The organism is Candidatus Pantoea multigeneris, assembly GCF_011752615.1.
Taxonomy (GTDB): domain Bacteria; phylum Pseudomonadota; class Gammaproteobacteria; order Enterobacterales; family Enterobacteriaceae; genus Pantoea; species Pantoea multigeneris.
Map to the genome: position 1 here is coordinate 103076 of NZ_VWXF01000009.1, position 16954 is coordinate 120029.

Annotated in this window: 15 protein-coding genes; 5 read left to right on the plus strand and 10 right to left on the minus strand. The window is 51.7% G+C overall.

Annotation, left to right across the window (positions count from 1 at the left end; genetic code table 11):
• Nucleotides 1-109: 109 nt before the first annotated feature.
• Both F3J40_RS18835 and F3J40_RS18840 read left to right on the plus strand, forming a co-directional pair.
• A complete protein-coding gene (locus F3J40_RS18835) occupies nucleotides 110-730 on the plus strand; it encodes a VTT domain-containing protein (RefSeq protein ID WP_167017023.1) in 621 nt (206 codons plus the stop codon).
• 66 nt (nucleotides 731-796) lie between these two features.
• Nucleotides 797-1564: a COG4705 family protein gene (locus tag F3J40_RS18840; RefSeq protein ID WP_167017025.1), complete on the plus strand. Its 768-nt coding sequence runs from the start codon at nucleotides 797-799 to the stop codon at nucleotides 1562-1564.
• Between the two features lie 120 nt (nucleotides 1565-1684).
• Here F3J40_RS18840 and F3J40_RS18845 read toward each other — a convergent pair whose 3' ends face one another.
• From F3J40_RS18845 to F3J40_RS18860, 4 genes are all read right to left on the minus strand, one after another.
• The gene (locus F3J40_RS18845; protein WP_167017027.1) at nucleotides 1685-2794 is read right to left on the minus strand and encodes an SDR family oxidoreductase; all 1110 of its coding nucleotides are present in this window, start codon (nucleotides 2792-2794) and stop codon (nucleotides 1685-1687) included.
• 1064 nt (nucleotides 2795-3858) lie between these two features.
• The gene (locus F3J40_RS18850) at nucleotides 3859-4818 is read right to left on the minus strand and encodes a quinone oxidoreductase family protein (protein WP_167017029.1); all 960 of its coding nucleotides are present in this window, start codon (nucleotides 4816-4818) and stop codon (nucleotides 3859-3861) included.
• 62 nt (nucleotides 4819-4880) lie between these two features.
• A complete protein-coding gene (locus tag F3J40_RS18855) occupies nucleotides 4881-5561 on the minus strand; it encodes a type 1 glutamine amidotransferase domain-containing protein (protein WP_167017031.1) in 681 nt (226 codons plus the stop codon).
• Nucleotides 5562-5672: 111 nt separating this feature from the next.
• The gene (locus F3J40_RS18860) at nucleotides 5673-6278 is read right to left on the minus strand and encodes a TetR/AcrR family transcriptional regulator (protein ID WP_167017033.1); all 606 of its coding nucleotides are present in this window, start codon (nucleotides 6276-6278) and stop codon (nucleotides 5673-5675) included.
• Nucleotides 6279-6538: 260 nt separating this feature from the next.
• On the opposite strand from F3J40_RS18860, the gene F3J40_RS18865 reads away from it, so the two are divergent.
• The gene (locus tag F3J40_RS18865) at nucleotides 6539-8824 is read left to right on the plus strand and encodes an FdhF/YdeP family oxidoreductase (RefSeq protein WP_167017035.1); all 2286 of its coding nucleotides are present in this window, start codon (nucleotides 6539-6541) and stop codon (nucleotides 8822-8824) included.
• A gap of 49 nt (nucleotides 8825-8873) precedes the next feature.
• Here the strand turns inward: F3J40_RS18865 and F3J40_RS18870 are convergent, their stop codons facing one another.
• The 4 genes from F3J40_RS18870 to F3J40_RS18885 all read right to left on the minus strand — a co-directional run bounded on the left by F3J40_RS18870 (nucleotide 8874) and on the right by F3J40_RS18885 (nucleotide 11698).
• Nucleotides 8874-9107 (minus strand): glycine zipper domain-containing protein, encoded by a 234-nt coding sequence (locus tag F3J40_RS18870; RefSeq protein WP_167017037.1) that lies wholly within the window; start codon nucleotides 9105-9107, stop codon nucleotides 8874-8876.
• 203 nt (nucleotides 9108-9310) lie between these two features.
• Complete coding sequence (locus F3J40_RS18875; protein ID WP_167017039.1) at nucleotides 9311-10237, minus strand: DMT family transporter; 927 nt, start codon at nucleotides 10235-10237, stop codon at nucleotides 9311-9313.
• Nucleotides 10234-10803, minus strand: a complete 570-nt coding sequence (locus F3J40_RS18880) for a TetR/AcrR family transcriptional regulator (protein WP_167017041.1) — start codon at nucleotides 10801-10803, stop codon at nucleotides 10234-10236. The genes F3J40_RS18875 and F3J40_RS18880 overlap by 4 nt, the downstream gene beginning before the upstream one ends.
• A gap of 85 nt (nucleotides 10804-10888) precedes the next feature.
• Nucleotides 10889-11698, minus strand: a complete 810-nt coding sequence (locus tag F3J40_RS18885) for a shikimate 5-dehydrogenase (RefSeq protein ID WP_167017043.1) — start codon at nucleotides 11696-11698, stop codon at nucleotides 10889-10891.
• Nucleotides 11699-12035: 337 nt separating this feature from the next.
• Here F3J40_RS18885 and F3J40_RS18890 point away from each other — a divergent pair, with 337 nt between their 5' ends.
• The gene (locus tag F3J40_RS18890) at nucleotides 12036-13061 is read left to right on the plus strand and encodes a GlxA family transcriptional regulator (RefSeq protein WP_167017045.1); all 1026 of its coding nucleotides are present in this window, start codon (nucleotides 12036-12038) and stop codon (nucleotides 13059-13061) included.
• Nucleotides 13062-13064: 3 nt separating this feature from the next.
• Here the strand turns inward: F3J40_RS18890 and F3J40_RS18895 are convergent, their stop codons facing one another.
• A complete protein-coding gene (locus tag F3J40_RS18895) occupies nucleotides 13065-14447 on the minus strand; it encodes an MFS transporter (RefSeq protein WP_167017047.1) in 1383 nt (460 codons plus the stop codon).
• A gap of 244 nt (nucleotides 14448-14691) precedes the next feature.
• Entirely contained in the window at nucleotides 14692-15603 is a 912-nt protein-coding gene (gene yddG / locus F3J40_RS18900) for an aromatic amino acid DMT transporter YddG (RefSeq protein WP_167017055.1), read from the minus strand.
• Nucleotides 15604-16044: 441 nt separating this feature from the next.
• Here yddG and F3J40_RS18905 point away from each other — a divergent pair, with 441 nt between their 5' ends.
• Nucleotides 16045-16947, plus strand: a complete 903-nt coding sequence (locus tag F3J40_RS18905; RefSeq protein WP_017349209.1) for a dihydrodipicolinate synthase family protein — start codon at nucleotides 16045-16047, stop codon at nucleotides 16945-16947.
• The last annotated feature ends 7 nt before the right edge of the window (nucleotides 16948-16954 follow it).

The window sequence follows — 16954 nt, forward strand, 5'->3', positions numbered from 1 at the left end:
CAGTAGCGCCCAGAATCTAACAAAATTGTCATCCTGAGGTTCAGGTTTGGTCATGGTCAGAAGCAGATAATCACGGGAATTCCACTGTGGAAATTTCCCGGAGCAACCCATGGTTCTGCATGACATTCTCACCTTTTTTTCTGCTTCGCATATCAGCGAACTCCTGGCCCACTACGGCTTGTGGGGGCTGGGCGTCATCGCGCTGATTATATTTTGTGAAACGGGCGTGGTCATCGCGCCTTTCCTGCCTGGTGACTCGCTGCTCTTTGCCTTGGGCGCTTTTCTGGCCAGCAGTACCGTTTCACCCCTCCTGGCCATTGGCGTCATGATTGCCGCCGCCGTTGCCGGAGATAGCCTGAATTATCTGGTTGGCCGCTCAGCCATTGGTCAGCGCATGATGAATCAACGCATTTTAAAACCGCATCACGTCGCACAGACAAAGCACTATTTTGAGAAATACGGGCCTGCCACTGTTTTTATCGGGCGCTTTATTCCTGTCATCAGAACCTTTGCGCCTTTCACTGCCGGTATGGGGCAAATGCCCACAGGCAAATTTATGTTATGGAACGGCGTTGGCGGCAGTTGCTGGTGCGTATTCTTCATCACCCTGGGTTACTGGCTGGGCTCGGTTTCGTGGGTAAAAAGTCACATGGAATGGATGGCGCTGGCCATCGTAGCGCTTTCTGTGATGCCGGTAGGGTACCAGTTTGTTCGCCGGGTGGCTCGCTAGCGCGGCTCAGTGCCGGGGGTGATCCCGGTGCAAACATTCAGTTTTGATAATGGCAGGAATATACAAATGACGATTCAGCAAAGCCATTCAGTATGGCTCAATAAAGTGCCCGAGATTACGCTTGTATTCTGGTTAATCAAAATGATGTCCACCACCATTGGTGAAACAGCGGCGGATTTTCTGAATATGGATTTGCGGTTTGGTTTAACCATCACGTCGATAGTGACTGGCGCGCTGCTGATGTTGTCACTGTTTTACCAGATGCGGGCAACCTGTTACCAGCCGGTTCGGTATTGGACTACGGTGGTGTTTATCAGTGTTTTTGGCACCCTAATCACCGATAACCTCACCGATGTCTGGAATGTGCCGTTAGTTATCTCATCACTGATCTTCAGCCTTCTTTTGCTGGCTGTTTTTATCCTGTGGTATCGCCGGGAAGGGACGCTGTCGATTCATCACATTGACAGCCGTAGGCGCGAATTATTTTACTGGCTGGCAATTCTGGCCACGTTTGCGCTCGGTACCGCAGTGGGCGACTGGCTGGCGGAAAACGTTAATCTCGGTTATTACGGTGCGGCGGTGTTCTTCGGTACATGGATCGTGATTATCGCGGGTGCCCACTTTATTTTTAAGGCCAACCCGGTCTTTTGCTTCTGGGCGGCATATATCCTGACCCGACCGTTCGGCGCAGCCTGCGGCGATCTGCTGTCACAGCCAGTGGATAACGGCGGTATCGGCCTTGGCGCAAACCTCACCAGCCTGATTTTCGGCTTTGCTATCGTATTAATGATTGTTGGGCTGGTTGTGAGTGGCAGGCGTAAACGCGCAGCTTGATAACAGTTTCACGTTTTGCTTGCGTAGACGCTAACGGCCCTACTCAATATGAGTAGGGCTGCAGAAATCCAGTTTGTTCTAAAGTTCTGCAGTAATTACGATCTCATCGAACCATTACGCTTATTTGAAATCTACCTGCATAAGTTCTGCAATTGACGCATCCCGTGTTGACAGCACACAGCGATCGACATAATCGATGAATTTTGACGGTTTCCGTATTCCCAGCTTCAGAAGCTTAGAATTATCAAATACCACATTGAGTTCTGAGAAATGACCATATAAGTTCATGGCGCGCAGCATGATTCGTTCGTTACAGGGGCCAAACAACGCTTTAAATTGCTTTCTGCTCTCAGAAAGTTGCTTATACGAGACTTTCTGATAATTATCTCCTAACGCTGGTGTACCTGAGGCTTTAGCCATCGCCTCATCAATCTCTGCAAAGGTTACACTTCTGTCTGTGCCCGCAGAAATATGGAATATTTCATTGAGAACGCCCTCAGCACTGAGCAATAGCACCAGAGCATCTGCACAATAGTCGACGGGAATAACATCAATGCGGTCTTGCATTTGGCAGGTGAATTTACCCAATGTGAGTGCCATACGGAAAACCCAGAAAATACTCGCAGAAGGCAGGCAACCTTGATTTGAATGTCCAACCACAATAGAAGGACGAGCAATAATGAGCGGCAGCTGTGGTAATCGCTCCGTCATCATTTGTTCAATCGTGGCTTTACTCCATGTGTATTCGACAATATGCTGCTCCCTGTTGGAAACCAGCTCGCTTTCAGTCACAAGGGAATCAGGTTCCGGTGTGCACGACATTGCTGTTCCGACATGGATAAACTTTTCTAAGACGCGAACCCGACTCATGCGCTCAGCAAACTGGAAGGTTCCCTCAACGTTGACCTTCCAGATGAAAGGATTTTTTCCAAACGAAGCCACCGCCGCACAGTTGATCACATGCGTGATTTCATCCAGCAGGGGATTGTCGATAAAGCTTTCCGCTGTAGCGAGGTCGCCCAAAATAATATTTTTGAGGGTAACATTGTTAACGACATCCTCACTGAGGCCAAAATTTCTCAGGTTGATCTGAATCCTGTCCAGTCCTTCCTCTGGTGTGTTGCCTCTGACAAGGAGATACAAATGGTCATCATTGCCTTGCTGGAGCAAATTTGCCAGCACAGCTCCACCTAAAAAGCCTGTTGAGCCGGTAATTAAAATTTTTTTCATCTTATTCATTTCTTTAAATAAATTTAACCGAGAGAGGTGTTTCCAGGAAACATTCTCGCTGTTGAGTTATGAATGCAGCCAACGCCAGCTCTTAATGGCTTACAGTTGTAAACCTACTCAGGAACCTGTATTTCATCGTCATGAAGCAAGTCAGGTGATGATGAAGAAAATCATAATCACTCATTTAACACCGATAGAATGAACAGGGCAGGTGATACAAGGATCTTTGCATTCATCAATACCCGAAAAATTACCTTTCAATTTGAACAGTGTTCGTGGTGTCTTATCAAGCGCTTTTTTAACTTTTTTTCCTGGAACTTAATGTACTTCTTGCGAATGAATATTTTCCGCGCCTGTTTGTTTGAGGTGCGTTTACTCTGTGTGTAGATCGTGTGTAGAAAAAAATAATTACACCTGAAATGCGCGAATATAAAACTTGTTGTGCGTTCGTTTAGTAATTCAAATTCACAGTTCTATTTTCCTTTAAACAAATCCTCAACGGATCATCAATGTTTATTGGGTTAGGTTGCCATCATTATTGAATAGATAAAAATTCGACCGCAAGTTTACAGCTTCATCCACAGCTGCTTGTTTGAACAAGACGCGGAAATTGAGAAGGGAGCATCGCTTAACATTATCATCGCCAGGTCATGTTTAGACGAAGTAGCGCATTGCGGCCTGTGCATGTTACTGATAAGGAACAGCAGCAAGCTGCTCGAGTTCGGCCCAGGGTGCAGTCTGAAATTGTTAGTCGTCAACGCGATGATAATGCTGCTGGCAATGCTCAGCCTGTAACAGCAGAAGGAGATGAGAGTGCGGGCGTTATGAGGGGGAAATGCGGTAGCAGGGAGCACAAAGCAATGGAGAGTACGGACTCAGTGTCACTATTTAACATAATTATGATTGTACGTATTTATGTTATAGAGGCAAAGCTGACCTGATTGTTCCGAACTAAGACGCCATGAGATGACCTTCATCTTCTCTGGCTGGTTCGGCATTGATGACAATGCCAGATCAAAATCTTGACCGGTTCAGCATAGAGTATCGCTTCACCGGCCTGTTCACTACAGGGTCATGAACACACGACCAAGACGCCCGCGGGTTTCTGCACGCTGGTGTGCCTCAATCACCTTTTCCAGCGGGAACGTGCTGTCAACGGGCACGGTTAACTCACCGTTTGCCGCCATCTGCATCAGTTCATTCACCAGATCGCGTGCAATCTGTTTTTCACCCCATTCCGGGCCTAACAGGCAACCAATCAACGTGATGCGATGCAGCAGCAGATATTCGGTATCAATCATATGATTGCGACCGGCCAGAATGCCGATAATCACTGCGGTTCCGCCATCACGCAGGACTTCGACACCATCCGATAACGCATCACCGCCGATGGTATCAATCAGCAGATCGACTTTGTTACCGCCCAGCAGCGCACGCACTTGATCGCCCGCCTGTTGCTCGCCAACCACGATGGCGTCATCCAGGCCGAACTGACGCAGCTTCTCGAGTGATTCGGCTCGTGTTCCAGTACCGATAACGCGTGCGCCCATACGTGATGCCAGCTGAACGGCAGCGACGCCAACACCACCTGCTGCACCCAAAATCAACACGGTCTGGCCGGGTTGTAATTTACCCAAATGGTACGCCCATGCAGCGGTGCCAGGTCCAACCGGTATGGCCGCCGCTACGCGCGGATCAAGGCCTGCGGGAACAGGAAAACAGTTATAGGCTGGGACGGCACGGCGTTCTGCATAAGCTCCACGCCAGTTGAACGTGGCCACCTTTTGTCCTGGTGCCAGGCCCTGCACATCACTGCCGGTTGCGAGAATCGTGCCCGCCGCCGAGTAGCCTAAGTATTCACCCGGCTGCAAAGACTGGCTGTTACGCGAGATAATATCGCCGCCTTCAATACTGATGGCTTCCACGGCAATCAGCACTTCATGCGGTTTGATCACCGGTTCAGCAACGTCGACTAACTGCATGACTTCCGGGCCGCCGGGCTGTGCATAGGTTACTGCTTTCATTGGAGGTATCCTTTGCTATACAAACTGGCTGAGCCATAATCGTGCTCAGCCAGTGATTTCAATTACTTAGTCAGCGCTTTAATCAGCTGCGCCGCAGTAGCTTCTGATGAACCTGGGTTCTGCCCGGTGATCAGCAGACCATCAGTGACGACATAAGATGACCAGTCAGCGGCTTTCGAATAAAGACCGCCCTTCGCAATCAGCTCGTCTTCAACCAGGAATGGCACGACATCGGTCAGGCCGACGGCCTCTTCTTCGGTATTGGTGAAGCCCGTCACTTTACGTCCGGCAACCAATGGCTGACCGTCTGGTGCTTTTACATGACGCAATACGCCCGGCGCGTGGCAGACAAAAGCAACCTGCTTGCCCGCGGCAAAGAACGACTCAATCAGTGCAATGGAGTGTTTGTCTTCAGCCAGATCCCACAGTGGACCATGGCCCCCTGGATAAAATACGGCATCGAAGTCAGCCTGAGATACGCTGTCCAGCTTCACGGTGGTGGCAAGCTGGGCTTTGGCAGCCGCATCGGCTTCGAAGCGATGAGTAAATTCGGTCTGGAAGTCAGGTTCGTTACTTTTCGGATCAAGCGGAGGATTGCCACCCAGCGGAGATGCCAGCGTAATTTCTGCGCCTGCATCTTTAAACGCGTAATAAGGTGCTGCTAACTCTTCAAGCCAGAAGCCAGTTTTATGGCCGGTATCACCGAGTTTGTCGTGCGAGGTCAGTACCATCAGAACTTTCATTGTCTAACTCCTGTTTGTCGATAGGTAATTAATAGTAGACCGGGCGCTCATAAATGCATCGGTTTAAAGTAGACCGGTCGACTATAAAACAGATAAAAAATAACTCCCTCCTTAGAGGGAGATGCGTAACGTCTGTCGGGTCAGGCTCAGCGCTGCTTCAAACGGTGTCGCCGTGCGGACAATTTTCACCATAATGCTTGCCCCCACCCACAGCTGATAAAGTGCTTCAGCAGCCCTTTCAGCTTCACCTTCGAACTGCAAAGAACCTTCCGCTGCGCCGGCTTCCAGCGCCGCCGCCAGTCGTGAGATAATCCCAGCCGTACCGCGCATCAACGCGGCGCGCATCTTGTCTGACAGATCAGAGACTTCTGCGCCCAGTTTTACCGCCAGGCATTTGCCCTGACAATCTTCACAAGACTGGGTTTCAGACCACAGCAACCAGTAGTTCATCAACCGTTGAGCGTACGTCGTCCCGTTTTCAGCGAGCAATTGATCAAGCTCCGCCAGGTAGGCGTCGAAATAGTGACTCAACATCGCTACCCCGAAATCCTCTTTGGACGTGAAGTAGTAGTAAAAGGAGCCTTTTGGCACCTCTGACTCATCGAGAATCTCTTTCAGGCCAACGGCTGAAAAGCCCTTACCCGCCATAATACGCTGGCCGACAGCCAGAATATGTTCGCGGACTTGCTGGTTATGTTGATGCGTTGCAGTTTTCATGTTGCTACGGTAACAACAATTCGACCGGTCGTCTATAAAATATTTTCAGCAACCGGGATCCCCTTTTCAAGCACGGAATGGATCTGCACAGGCCTCTTCCAGTGGCCATGAACCCCACCAGCCGAATCACCATCCGTGTGCAAGCCCTCTCCTGTCTGGGCTTCACAGCAAAATCGCCGTTGTGCTCTACAATTATCAGTACATTTTGCAGGGGTAATTACGCCTGTCCGTCATTATCAGGAAGCACACCCGGAGCCAATATGAGCAACAAACCGCGTAATGTCCCAGGGGTTCACCCTTACGATGGCCCAGCAGGAGGCTGGGGAGCACTGAAAGCGACAGCCATTGCCGTAAAAACGCAAATGGATGCGCTGGTCGCGCCTCAAACGCTGATGCGCACCAATCAGCCCGATGGTTTTGATTGTCCCGGCTGCGCGTGGCCGGATAAAGACCACAAATCGACGTTTCAATTCTGTGAGAATGGTGCCAAAGCCGTCACCTGGGAAGCGACCAATAAGCGGGTTACGCCGGAGTTTCTCGCGCAGAATACGGTGTCCAGCCTGCTCAGGCAGAGTGATTTTCAAATTGAAGGCTATGGCCGGTTAACCACGCCGCTGCGCTATGACGCCACAACGGACACCCTGGTGGAAGTCAGTTGGGAAGAGGCTTTTAGCCGCATCGGGGAACAGCTACAACAGTTATCTCCCCATCAGGTTGAGTTCTATACCTCCGGTCGCGCCTCAAACGAAGCCGCGTATCTGTTTCAGTTGTTCGCCCGGGAATACGGCACCAATAACTTCCCGGACTGCTCCAATATGTGCCATGAAGCCACCAGTGTTGGCTTGCCGCAATCTATTGGCATCGGCAAAGGCACCGTTTCGCTGGAAGATTTTGACCATGCCGAGTTGATCTTATCGATTGGGCATAATCCCGGTACTAACCATCCACGGATGATGGGCACCCTGCATGAGTTGGCCCGTAAAAATGTTCCCATCATCGTATTTAATCCGATGCGTGAACGGGCGCTGGAGCGCTTTGCCGATCCACAAAACGTGATGGAAATGGCGACCTATCGTTCCACCAACATTGCTTCAACCTACTATCTGGTGCGCGCAGGTGGAGACTCTGCTGCATTGAAAGGGATTGCGAAAGCGGTATTAGCGCTGGAGGAAGAGACCGGCCAGGCGCTTGATCACGCGTTTATCGATGAACACACCCAGGGCTTCCCCGCCTTTAAGCAGGATATCGAGACCACTTCATGGACTTCCATTGAGGCGGTCTCCGGCCTTAAACGCGCAGAACTGGAAAGCGTTGCCCAGGCGTACGTGAAATCCAAAGCGACCATCCTGACGTATGGCATGGGCATCACCCAGCATAACCGGGGCACGGATAACGTCCGTCTACTGACCAATCTACTGCTGATGCTCGGCAACATTGGTAAGCCCGGTGCGGGCGTTTGTCCACTGCGCGGACACTCTAACGTGCAGGGCAACCGGACGGTGGGGATCACGGAGAAGCCCTCTGCAACCTTCCTGAATAATCTCCAGCAGACCTTTCACTTTACCCCTCCGCAGGCGCATGGGCACGATGCGGTACAGGCGATGAAAGCGATGGTTGAAGGCAGCGCTAAAGCACTGATCTGTCTCGGGGGTAACTTTGCCGTTGCCCTACCCGATTCCGATGCCTGCTTCCCGGCCATGAAAAAACTCGATCTGAGTGTGCATGTGGCGACGAAACTCAACCGCACGCACCTGCTCACCGGCAAGGAGACGCTGATCCTTCCCTGCCTCGGTCGCACAGAAGCTGATGACCAGGCCACTGGACGCCAGGCCATCACGGTTGAGGACTCCATGTCGATGGTGCATGCCTCTTCAGGCAAGCTGAAACCGGCTTCGCCCCTGTTACGTTCTGAACCAGCCATTGTTGCAGGAATGGCGAAAGCCACCTTACCGGCATCTCAGGTACCTTATGACGAACTGGTTGCGGATTACGATCGCATTCGTGACTTGATTGAAAAAACCATTCCCGGCTTTGAGCAGTACAATCAACGCATCCACCAACCCGGCGGCTTCCAGATGCCTCTGCCGCCTCGTCAACGTATCTGGCCGACACCCAGCGGTAAAGCCATGTTCTCAGTGTATCAAGGGGATGATGAAGACCCGGCCTTGCAGGAAGCCGATGTGCTCAGGATGATTACGCTACGCAGCCACGACCAGTACAACACCACCATTTATGCGCTGGACGATCGCTATCGTGGCGTGTTTGGCCGCCGTGATGTGTTGTTCATGTGTGATGAGGATTTACAGCGGCTCGGGCTTGAACACGGAGATACGGTGGATCTTGAGTCTGCGGTACCGGGGCATCATATGCGATTGGAGGGCATGACGGTGATCCGCTATGGCATTGCACAGGGATCGATTGGTGCCTATTATCCAGAAGCCAACGTGTTGGTACCGCTGGATTATATCGATAAGGAGAGCGGTACGCCTTCCTACAAGTCAGCGCCGGTGCGCATTCTACGTCACCCAGAAATCACCGAAGCCTGATAAGACAAAAACCAGCGGCTTATGCGGCCGCTGGTCTGTTGGGTATCACTTAGTGTTGTTGTTGCTGTTGCTGCTGGCGTTGTTCAGCTTCTTGCTTCTGCTTTTTGCTCGCCAGATGGTGTCCGACGACGCAACCCACCGCTGCACCGGCTAATGCATGATGCTTAAGATGGCCTGCGGCACCCCCTACAATCGCGCCCTTAATACAACCAGCCGCTTGAGCTTGTGTCGTGGCTACCATTAATAAACCGAACGTTACGGCAATAAACGTCATCTTACGCATACAAAAATTCCCCGATCAATATACGGATAAAATCGTCCGTAACCGGATGATAAGCGCAATCCCGGGAAAAAAAAGTGGGGTGTCAAAAGCAAGGTGAAAGCAAACGTAATCATGTGGGCTATTGCGCATAAACCCCGGCGATTTTCTGCTATTTCCGGGGATATGCATTACCAAAAAAAGCGTATATAAGCGTTACGCGAGGCTTAAACTGCCTCTGTTTGGGGACGTCGGGTCAACAGCGAAGCCGGTACGGTGATAATCACCAGGCAACCCACAATCAGCACGATGCCCCCCCATCCCATCAACGGTAGCGTTTCCCCCACCCATACCACTGCCAGAATTGCCGCGACTACCGGCTCCAGTAAGGTAATGGTGGTGGCGGTACTGGCGCGAATCCGGGCCAGACCCATGCCATAACAGAGATAGCCAATAAACATCGGTACCAGGGCCATGTAAATACCGACTGCCGCATTAACCCAGCCATGCAGCAAGGGTGCTCCGGTCAGTAACAGCACCGGCATCAGTAGCAACCCACCGATACCGAAGGTCGCCCCCATTGCCGCCCGGCCGCTCGTCCCTTGTTGCATCATCTGACGCGCAGACCAGGAGTAAAACGCATAGGTTAACCCCGCAACCAGACCTAAAAGGATCCCCAGCAGCGCGTGGGTATTGACTGCCTGGCTTCCATGACTTTCTGCAAAGGTTAACAGCCCCATTCCGGTCACGCCGACAGCGGATCCGCACATCCAGCGGCGGCTTAAGCGATGCCCCTCCAGCCAGAACTCCAGCAGCGCAGAAAGTAACGGAGCAGATCCAATTGAAATAACAGTACCCACAGCGACCCCCGCCAAATGCATCGATGCGTAGAACGAGAGCGGATAGATTGCCACCGCCACCGCCCCCATCAGCAGGTAGCGTCGCTGCTGCCAGATTTGACGGCGCTGCCTGATAATCGCGGACCAGGCGACCAACGCCTGCAAAATACCGCCAGTCCCCATGGCTACCGCGCCGATGGCGAGCGGGCTTAACGCCGGCGCAAAGGTTGCGGCGGTGCCCGTGGTGCCCCAGAGCAATGCGGCAATCAATACGCCTGACATCCCTAAGGCCTGTTGCCCATTGCCGCGGCTCATAATGCCTCCATCATCTGCTGAGCCATCTCACTGGCCTGAAAAATACAGCGGCTATCGCCTTCCAGCCCCGCACGGGAGATGCTCCCCTCCAGTAAAAAGGCGAAGTGGCGTGCCAGTGGTTGAGTGTCACGTCCTGTGGACCTGGCCAGCTCTGCAAGGTGTTCTGCAAGAATCGATTCAACCTGCTCTTTGTGTTGTCGCACCGCCAAACGACCCGGTGAACCTGCGGGAAACTCAGCCGCAGCATTTAATAACCCGCAACCGCGAAAACCCTCTTCGTAAGCGAACTCAGCGTGATCGGCGTAGGCCTCAAACACCGCCACCACTTTGTCACGCGGGGTTTGCGCCCTTTTCTCACGCGCGTAATAAAAATCTAACCACTCCTGATGGCGAGCCGTCAGATAGGCCTCAATCAGCGCGTCTTTAGAACTGAAATTGTTATATAAGCTCTTTTTCGCCACCCCGGCACGTTTGGTAATCGCATCAATACCGGTGTTATTAATCCCGTGGCTGTAGAACAGCGCGCGTGCGGCATTCAGCAGTTTGTCATGGGCGCTGTCTGTCATGGACACTCTCCAGAGTCTTAAGTAGGTAGACCAGTCTACCTACTTAACAAAAAAGCACAACTCTGGCTGAGGATTGAGAGGAATATCAGGCTCGAGACCAGGCAGAGGCTTCGAGCATTAACGCGTGATCGGGACGAACGCCGGTATATAAAGCAAACTGTTCCAGCGCCTGCAAGGCAATGACTTCGGCCCCGGTGACCACGGTTTTATTTAACTGCCGCGCCCGCTGAATCAAGGGGGTTTCTGCCGGGAATGCCACCACGTCAAACACAAATGTCGCTGCGGCAATCGCAGGCTCAGAGAACGCGAGCTGATCCTGCTCTGCGCCGCCGCTCATCCCAATTGGGGTGACATTCACTAAAATATCTGCCGTCACGCCTTCAGGGGTGGACTGCCAGCGATAGTGATATTTGTCCGCCAGAGCCTGACCTTGCTGCTGGTTGCGCGCCGCAATCACCACATCGCGAAAACCACTGTCACGGAATGCCGCGATCACCGCTTTTGCCATGCCGCCACTGCCCTGAATCAACACACGTTGTTGTTTATCTTTGAAGTTGAGGTCAATCAGGTCTTTTACCGCAATGTAATCCGTGTTGTAGGCAGTTAAGTGACCCTTGTCGTTGACGATGGTATTCACAGAATCGATCGCCTTAACGGAATCAGACAGCGTATCAATGAACGGGATGCAGCTCTCTTTGAACGGCATAGAAACCGAACAACCGCGAATCTGCAAGGCGCGCACGCCTTTAATGGCGTGCTCAATGTCATCGGTTGAAAACGCTTTATAGATGAAGTCCAACGCCAGTTTTTGGTACAGATAATTATGAAAACGCGTGCCAATGTTGCTCGGCCTGCCTGAAAGCGAAATACAAAGCTGGGTATCTTTATTCAACATCACTCTCTCCATGCATCAGAATTCATCAATAAATACCTTAACCACTCGCCGTTACCTGGCGGATGCGTTTAAGCTGAATCGATTATTCTAGTAGAATTCCTTAACGTTCGCCGCAAATTTTCGCCTGAAAATTCACCGGTTAGCGATCAGAGAATCGCCCTTTTCAGCAGGAGGACAATAGCCCTTTTTCACCCGCGAATTTGCTTAGCCAAACGGGGAGTGAATAGCGGAAAAAAATTGTGTTATATCGCGGCAAATCTGCACCATTGCATTTCATTTTGGCCGTATTTGGGCGATCATCAAGACAGTAAATATTTCCCCGAATGGGCCAGCATTTATGACATTTTCCGCCGTATCGCCCGACGAAATTGCCCAACCGAAACCCGAACTCCGTATCGGTTTTCTGCTGATGAATCATTTCACCCTGATGCAGGTTGCCGGGTTAGTGGAATCGCTGCGTTTCGCCGCCGATGAGTCTTTCTCCAGTCGGCAGATTTTTTGTCAGTGGGAGTGGATGACCTGCGACAATCAGCCAGTAACGGCCAGTTGTGGTCTACCCGTTAGCCCAACGGCACCGCTGGATTTCAATCAACACTGGGACTATTTGGTGCTGGCCGGCGGGCTGCTGGAAGAGACGCGAAATCCCCCCGCGTGGTTACTGGATGCCGTGCGCGAAATCCACGCGCGCAATATTCCCATTATCACCCTGTGCAGCGGCGCGTTTATTGTGGGAAATGCGGGTCTGTTAGACGGTAAGCGCTGTGCCATTCACTTCACAACCCGTGATGAATTTCGCCAGCGCTTTCCCAAGGCAATACCGGTAATAGATAAAACTTATATCAAGGATGGCGGCATCATCTCTTGCCCTGGCGGCACGGCTATTGATCTGGCAGCGGACCTGATTCGTAAACATTGTGGCGAGATGCGCGCAGAGAAAGGGTTGCAATATTTGCTGGTCGATAACGGCAAATCTCGCTCCACTAAGAAAGCGACCGGTGAGGCGGCAACCCTGCTGTATGACAACCCGGCGGTACGCAAAGTGATTGATTTTATGCGTCATCATCTCGACTCACCGCTGCCGTTAAGCGAGGTTGCTGAATTCTCTGCGCTGACGGTGCGCCAGCTCAACCAACTGTTTATCAAAAACACCGGTTATACCGCCGCAGTGTACTGGCGGCGGATGCGCCTGGAACACGCCCGTAAACTGATGTCTGACACAGACAGTAGCATTCACGCCATTGCCACTACCTGTGGCTTTAGCGATGCTTCGCATCTGGTGGACTGGTTCCGTAAGCAGTATGGCGAAACGCCGGGCTCCTTCAGGAAGCGCCGGCGTGATGTGGAGAAATTAGTGAAGCCTTAAGCTTCAGATATTACTGCGTCGGGTGAGTGGCGCAGTTTTTTCACTCAGCCCAGGGCTCGCTTCAGATAAAGACGCAGCATCTTCCAGGCTCATGGCATTGGTTTCTGGTGCCAGCCACCAGGAAACCACCAGTCCCACAAAGGTAATGCCTGCAGCAATGTACATGGTATGGCCGATGCCAATGGTATCCAACGACATCGGCACCAGATACGTCCCCACCGCCGCGCCAATACGAGATAAAGACGTCCCGATGCCCACTGCGCCAGCACGGATCGCGGTCGGGAAGATTTCATTGGGATAGACCAGCTGCAACACCTGCGCACCACCAATAAACAGGGCATAAGCGCCAAACATCAGCAGAATCATCGCGGATGATCCATCGCGCAGATAGCCGAGGGCTAACAGCGCCAGCCCAGACCACAGGAAGCTGTGCAGCAGCAGTTTACGACGCCCTACTACGTTGACTAACTTGGTAGCAATCAAACAACCGACCACAAACAGCAAGGTAATCGCGATCGAACCCAGTGAAGCCCAGTTACCGTCGAGGTGCAGTGCCTGAAGCACTTTCGGCGCAAAAGCGTAGACGGCAAACACCGGGATCACCGAACAGGTCCAGAACAGGCTGACAAACACCATGCGTTTGCCGTAACCCGAGTGCAGCAGGCTTTTGAATGAGAGGTGCTTTGAGGCGGGCTGTACCGGCAGATTGCGCAGGCTAAACTCCGGGCCGTAGACTTGTTTAATAATGACTTCCGCTTCCTGCTGACGCCCTTTACTGATCAGCCAACGCGGAGATTCCGGTGTCCCCAGGCGAATAATAAACAGCAGCACACCAATCACCACCGTACTTGCCAGCGTATAGCGCCAGGCATCCGCCCCGCCAGATTGCATAATCGCTTCGCCCACCATATAGGCGGTGGCCGCGCCAGCAAACCACAGCAGCGTCAGCGTGGCCAGACAAGGACCGCGTGATTTCTTAGGCAGAAACTCTACCAGAAAGGCAGTAGCCACCGGATATTCAATACCGATGGCGATACCACTCAGAAAACGCAGGGTAAACAGCATCTCTCCGCTCTGTACCCAGAACTGCGCCAGCGAGCAGACGATAAACAAGGTAGGACCGACAAAATAGATACGTTTGCGGCCAAAGCGATCGGTCAATGCGCCACCGAAGAAGCCGCCAAAGAAAATACCAATCAGCGCGGAGGCGGCAATAATACCTTCCCAGAAGGCCGTCAGCCCGAGCGCGGGTGATACTTGCGTCATCGCGATACCGATAATGCTTAACACATAGCCATCAACGAAGGAACCGCCGCCGGAACGGAGGGTTAACAGCCGATGAAAACGACTGAAAGCGACATCTTCTACAGAAATTGGGTGAGACATAAAAACTCCCGTTTTTCTAATACTTTGCTACTAAGCAGGCGAATGAATGCAACCCGTAAATAAACGGGCGACACTATGAAGTTATAATTAAGCGATCAGCCTGACGGCCTGGTTGCGATAAATAAAGAGATTAATCAGATTAAGCGGCTGATAATTTCTCCGTTATCAAATATTAAAATAAAAACAGTGCAATCACGATTAAAAGAGGCTGATGCCGATGGGTAACGGCATCAGCTTCAGGTGCTTATTGCGCTTCTTGCGAAACTTTTGACAATGACCGTGTCCGGGTTGACCACCAGCAAACCAGGGAGCCAATACACACCAGTGCCGCGCCCTGCCAGAACTGGATACTGAGGCCAGACTGCAAAATCGTGGCGGCAATAACGGAAGAGATTACCGGAATAAAGTAAGAGGCCGAGGCCAGCACCGTCACATTGCCGTGCAGAATCCCCACGTTCCAGGCAGCATAGCCAAAGGCCATTGCCATCGCCGCCAACAACAGACTAATCACAACGTGCGTATTAATAATAAAGTCCGGTTGATGTGAAAATGAGAATTTAATCCACAGTGTCAGCGCTGTCAGAATAAAGAACAGCGTCACGCCATTTTTTCCGTTCGCGATGCGCTTGGTCACAATACAATATACCGACCAGATAATTGCGCCAGCAAAGGCCAGACCATAACTGAGTGGGTTTGATTGCAGGTTGAGTCCAATTTCATGCAGCGATAGCCCATGACTGCCGCCCAGCACCTGCCCAATTCCGGCAATCGCTAACAGCATACCTGGGATAATCAACAAACTGGCCCTCTGCTTGTTAAACACCACGGAGAACAAAATGGTCATACTGGGCCAGAGATAATTCACCATCCCCACCTCAATCGCCTGTTGTGCGCTATTGGCGAACCCCAGTGAGAGTGAAAGACAGAGTTCATAACTGACAAACAGCAGGCTTCCCCAGATAACGTAAGCGCGTGGAAATTCCCGCAGGCGAGGAAAACCCACGGTAAATAGCAGCAGTATCGCGCTACAGGTGTAGATCATGGCTGCGCCGCCAATTGGGCCGAACCCTTCGCTAACACTCCTAATCAGCCCTACAATTGCGCTCCACAGCAGGACTGCCATCAGTCCAATCAGTGTCGCTTTGCGGTTTGTCATTCCTACCACCTCGGTATCACTACAGCCTGGCTACGCGCAGCAAAGCTGTTAAAAACAGGTTAAATTCAGCGTTAAAAGTATGCTTCTCCCACCGCAGTGTAAAGAGACTCCACGCAATAATTCTCACAGATTGTGATCGTTATTAAACTTCAGCTATAAAATTATCACGCTGAAATTTATTACATAATCGAATGATTTTTATCAAAAAAATATTTTACACCGGTAAAATCCTCCTACGATTTTGTATTTACCTTGTATTTTTCAGGTATACAAAATTCTTATCCCCGTTGACCCCGCTATCCACTCTATGCAAATTTTTAACAACCACCCGCACTCTGCCCCGCAAGTGACAGGGATGACACAGCGCTTAAATCGCAATTTATCGCCGCAAGATGGCACCCGATGATAGACGGCCATCTGCATCTAAACCTGGAGAGAATCGTGTTTAAATTTGAAGGCATTTATACCCCAGCTATTACCCCTTACGCAGCCGATGGCAGCATTGATTTCGCGAGCTTTTCCCAGGTGCTGGAATCCCTGATTGAGGGCGGCGTTCACGGTATTATCATCGGCGGTTCTACCGGCGAATATTACGCACAGACCACCGAAGAGCGCCTGGCGCTGGCAGAACACGCACGTAAAGTGATTGGCGACCGTCTGCCGCTGATCATCGGTACTGGCGCAATCCGTACTGAAGACGCGGTGACCTACGCTAAGCATGCGCGTGAAATCAAAGCCGACGCGATTTTAGTGACCTCTCCTCCATACGCTCTGCCAACCGAGCTGGAGAACGCACACCACGCACTGACCGTCGATAAAGCCGCTCAGCTGCCAATTATGCTCTACAACTACCCAGGCCGTATGGGTATCTCTATGGGCGAAACCTACTTCAATGCGGTGAGCAGCTCACCAAACGTTGTGGCTATCAAAGAGAGCTCCGGTGATTTCAACAATCTGCACCTGCTGGCGTGCAAATTCCCGAACATCTCACTCTCTTGTGGTTGGGACGATCAGGCGCTGGAGTTCTTCGCCTGGGGTGCACCGAGCTGGGTTTGTGCCGGTTCTAACTTCATCCCGCGTGAGCATGTAGCGCTGTATCAGGCGTGCGTAGTAGAGAAAGACTTCGCTAAAGGTCGCCGCATTATGGCTGCCATGATGCCACTGATGCACTTCCTCGACGGCGGCAAGTTTGTACAGTCAATCAAATACGGTTGCGAACTGGCTGGCCTGTACACCGGTCCGGTGCGCGCGCCACTGCAAGCACTGGATGCGAGCGAGAAAGAGCAGCTGCAGGCTGTGATCGAAGGAGTGAAACGTAACGTGGCAGCGGCTATCGCCCAGTAAGGAGTCA

What these genes read in the sequence shown, in the direction of transcription:
- F3J40_RS18835 (WP_167017023.1), top strand. Translation starts at nt 110, where the DNA reads ATGGTTCTGCATGACATTCTCACCTTTTTTTCTGCTTCGCATATCAGC.
- F3J40_RS18840 (WP_167017025.1), top strand. Translation starts at nt 797, where the DNA reads ATGACGATTCAGCAAAGCCATTCAGTATGGCTCAATAAAGTGCCCGAG.
- F3J40_RS18845 (WP_167017027.1), bottom strand. Translation starts at nt 2,794, where the DNA reads ATGAAAAAAATTTTAATTACCGGCTCAACAGGCTTTTTAGGTGGAGCT.
- F3J40_RS18850 (WP_167017029.1), bottom strand. Translation starts at nt 4,818, where the DNA reads ATGAAAGCAGTAACCTATGCACAGCCCGGCGGCCCGGAAGTCATGCAG.
- F3J40_RS18855 (WP_167017031.1), bottom strand. Translation starts at nt 5,561, where the DNA reads ATGAAAGTTCTGATGGTACTGACCTCGCACGACAAACTCGGTGATACC.
- F3J40_RS18860 (WP_167017033.1), bottom strand. Translation starts at nt 6,278, where the DNA reads ATGAAAACTGCAACGCATCAACATAACCAGCAAGTCCGCGAACATATT.
- F3J40_RS18865 (WP_167017035.1), top strand. Translation starts at nt 6,539, where the DNA reads ATGAGCAACAAACCGCGTAATGTCCCAGGGGTTCACCCTTACGATGGC.
- F3J40_RS18870 (WP_167017037.1), bottom strand. Translation starts at nt 9,107, where the DNA reads ATGCGTAAGATGACGTTTATTGCCGTAACGTTCGGTTTATTAATGGTA.
- F3J40_RS18875 (WP_167017039.1), bottom strand. Translation starts at nt 10,237, where the DNA reads ATGAGCCGCGGCAATGGGCAACAGGCCTTAGGGATGTCAGGCGTATTG.
- F3J40_RS18880 (WP_167017041.1), bottom strand. Translation starts at nt 10,803, where the DNA reads ATGACAGACAGCGCCCATGACAAACTGCTGAATGCCGCACGCGCGCTG.
- F3J40_RS18885 (WP_167017043.1), bottom strand. Translation starts at nt 11,698, where the DNA reads ATGTTGAATAAAGATACCCAGCTTTGTATTTCGCTTTCAGGCAGGCCG.
- F3J40_RS18890 (WP_167017045.1), top strand. Translation starts at nt 12,036, where the DNA reads ATGACATTTTCCGCCGTATCGCCCGACGAAATTGCCCAACCGAAACCC.
- F3J40_RS18895 (WP_167017047.1), bottom strand. Translation starts at nt 14,447, where the DNA reads ATGTCTCACCCAATTTCTGTAGAAGATGTCGCTTTCAGTCGTTTTCAT.
- yddG (WP_167017055.1), bottom strand. Translation starts at nt 15,603, where the DNA reads ATGACAAACCGCAAAGCGACACTGATTGGACTGATGGCAGTCCTGCTG.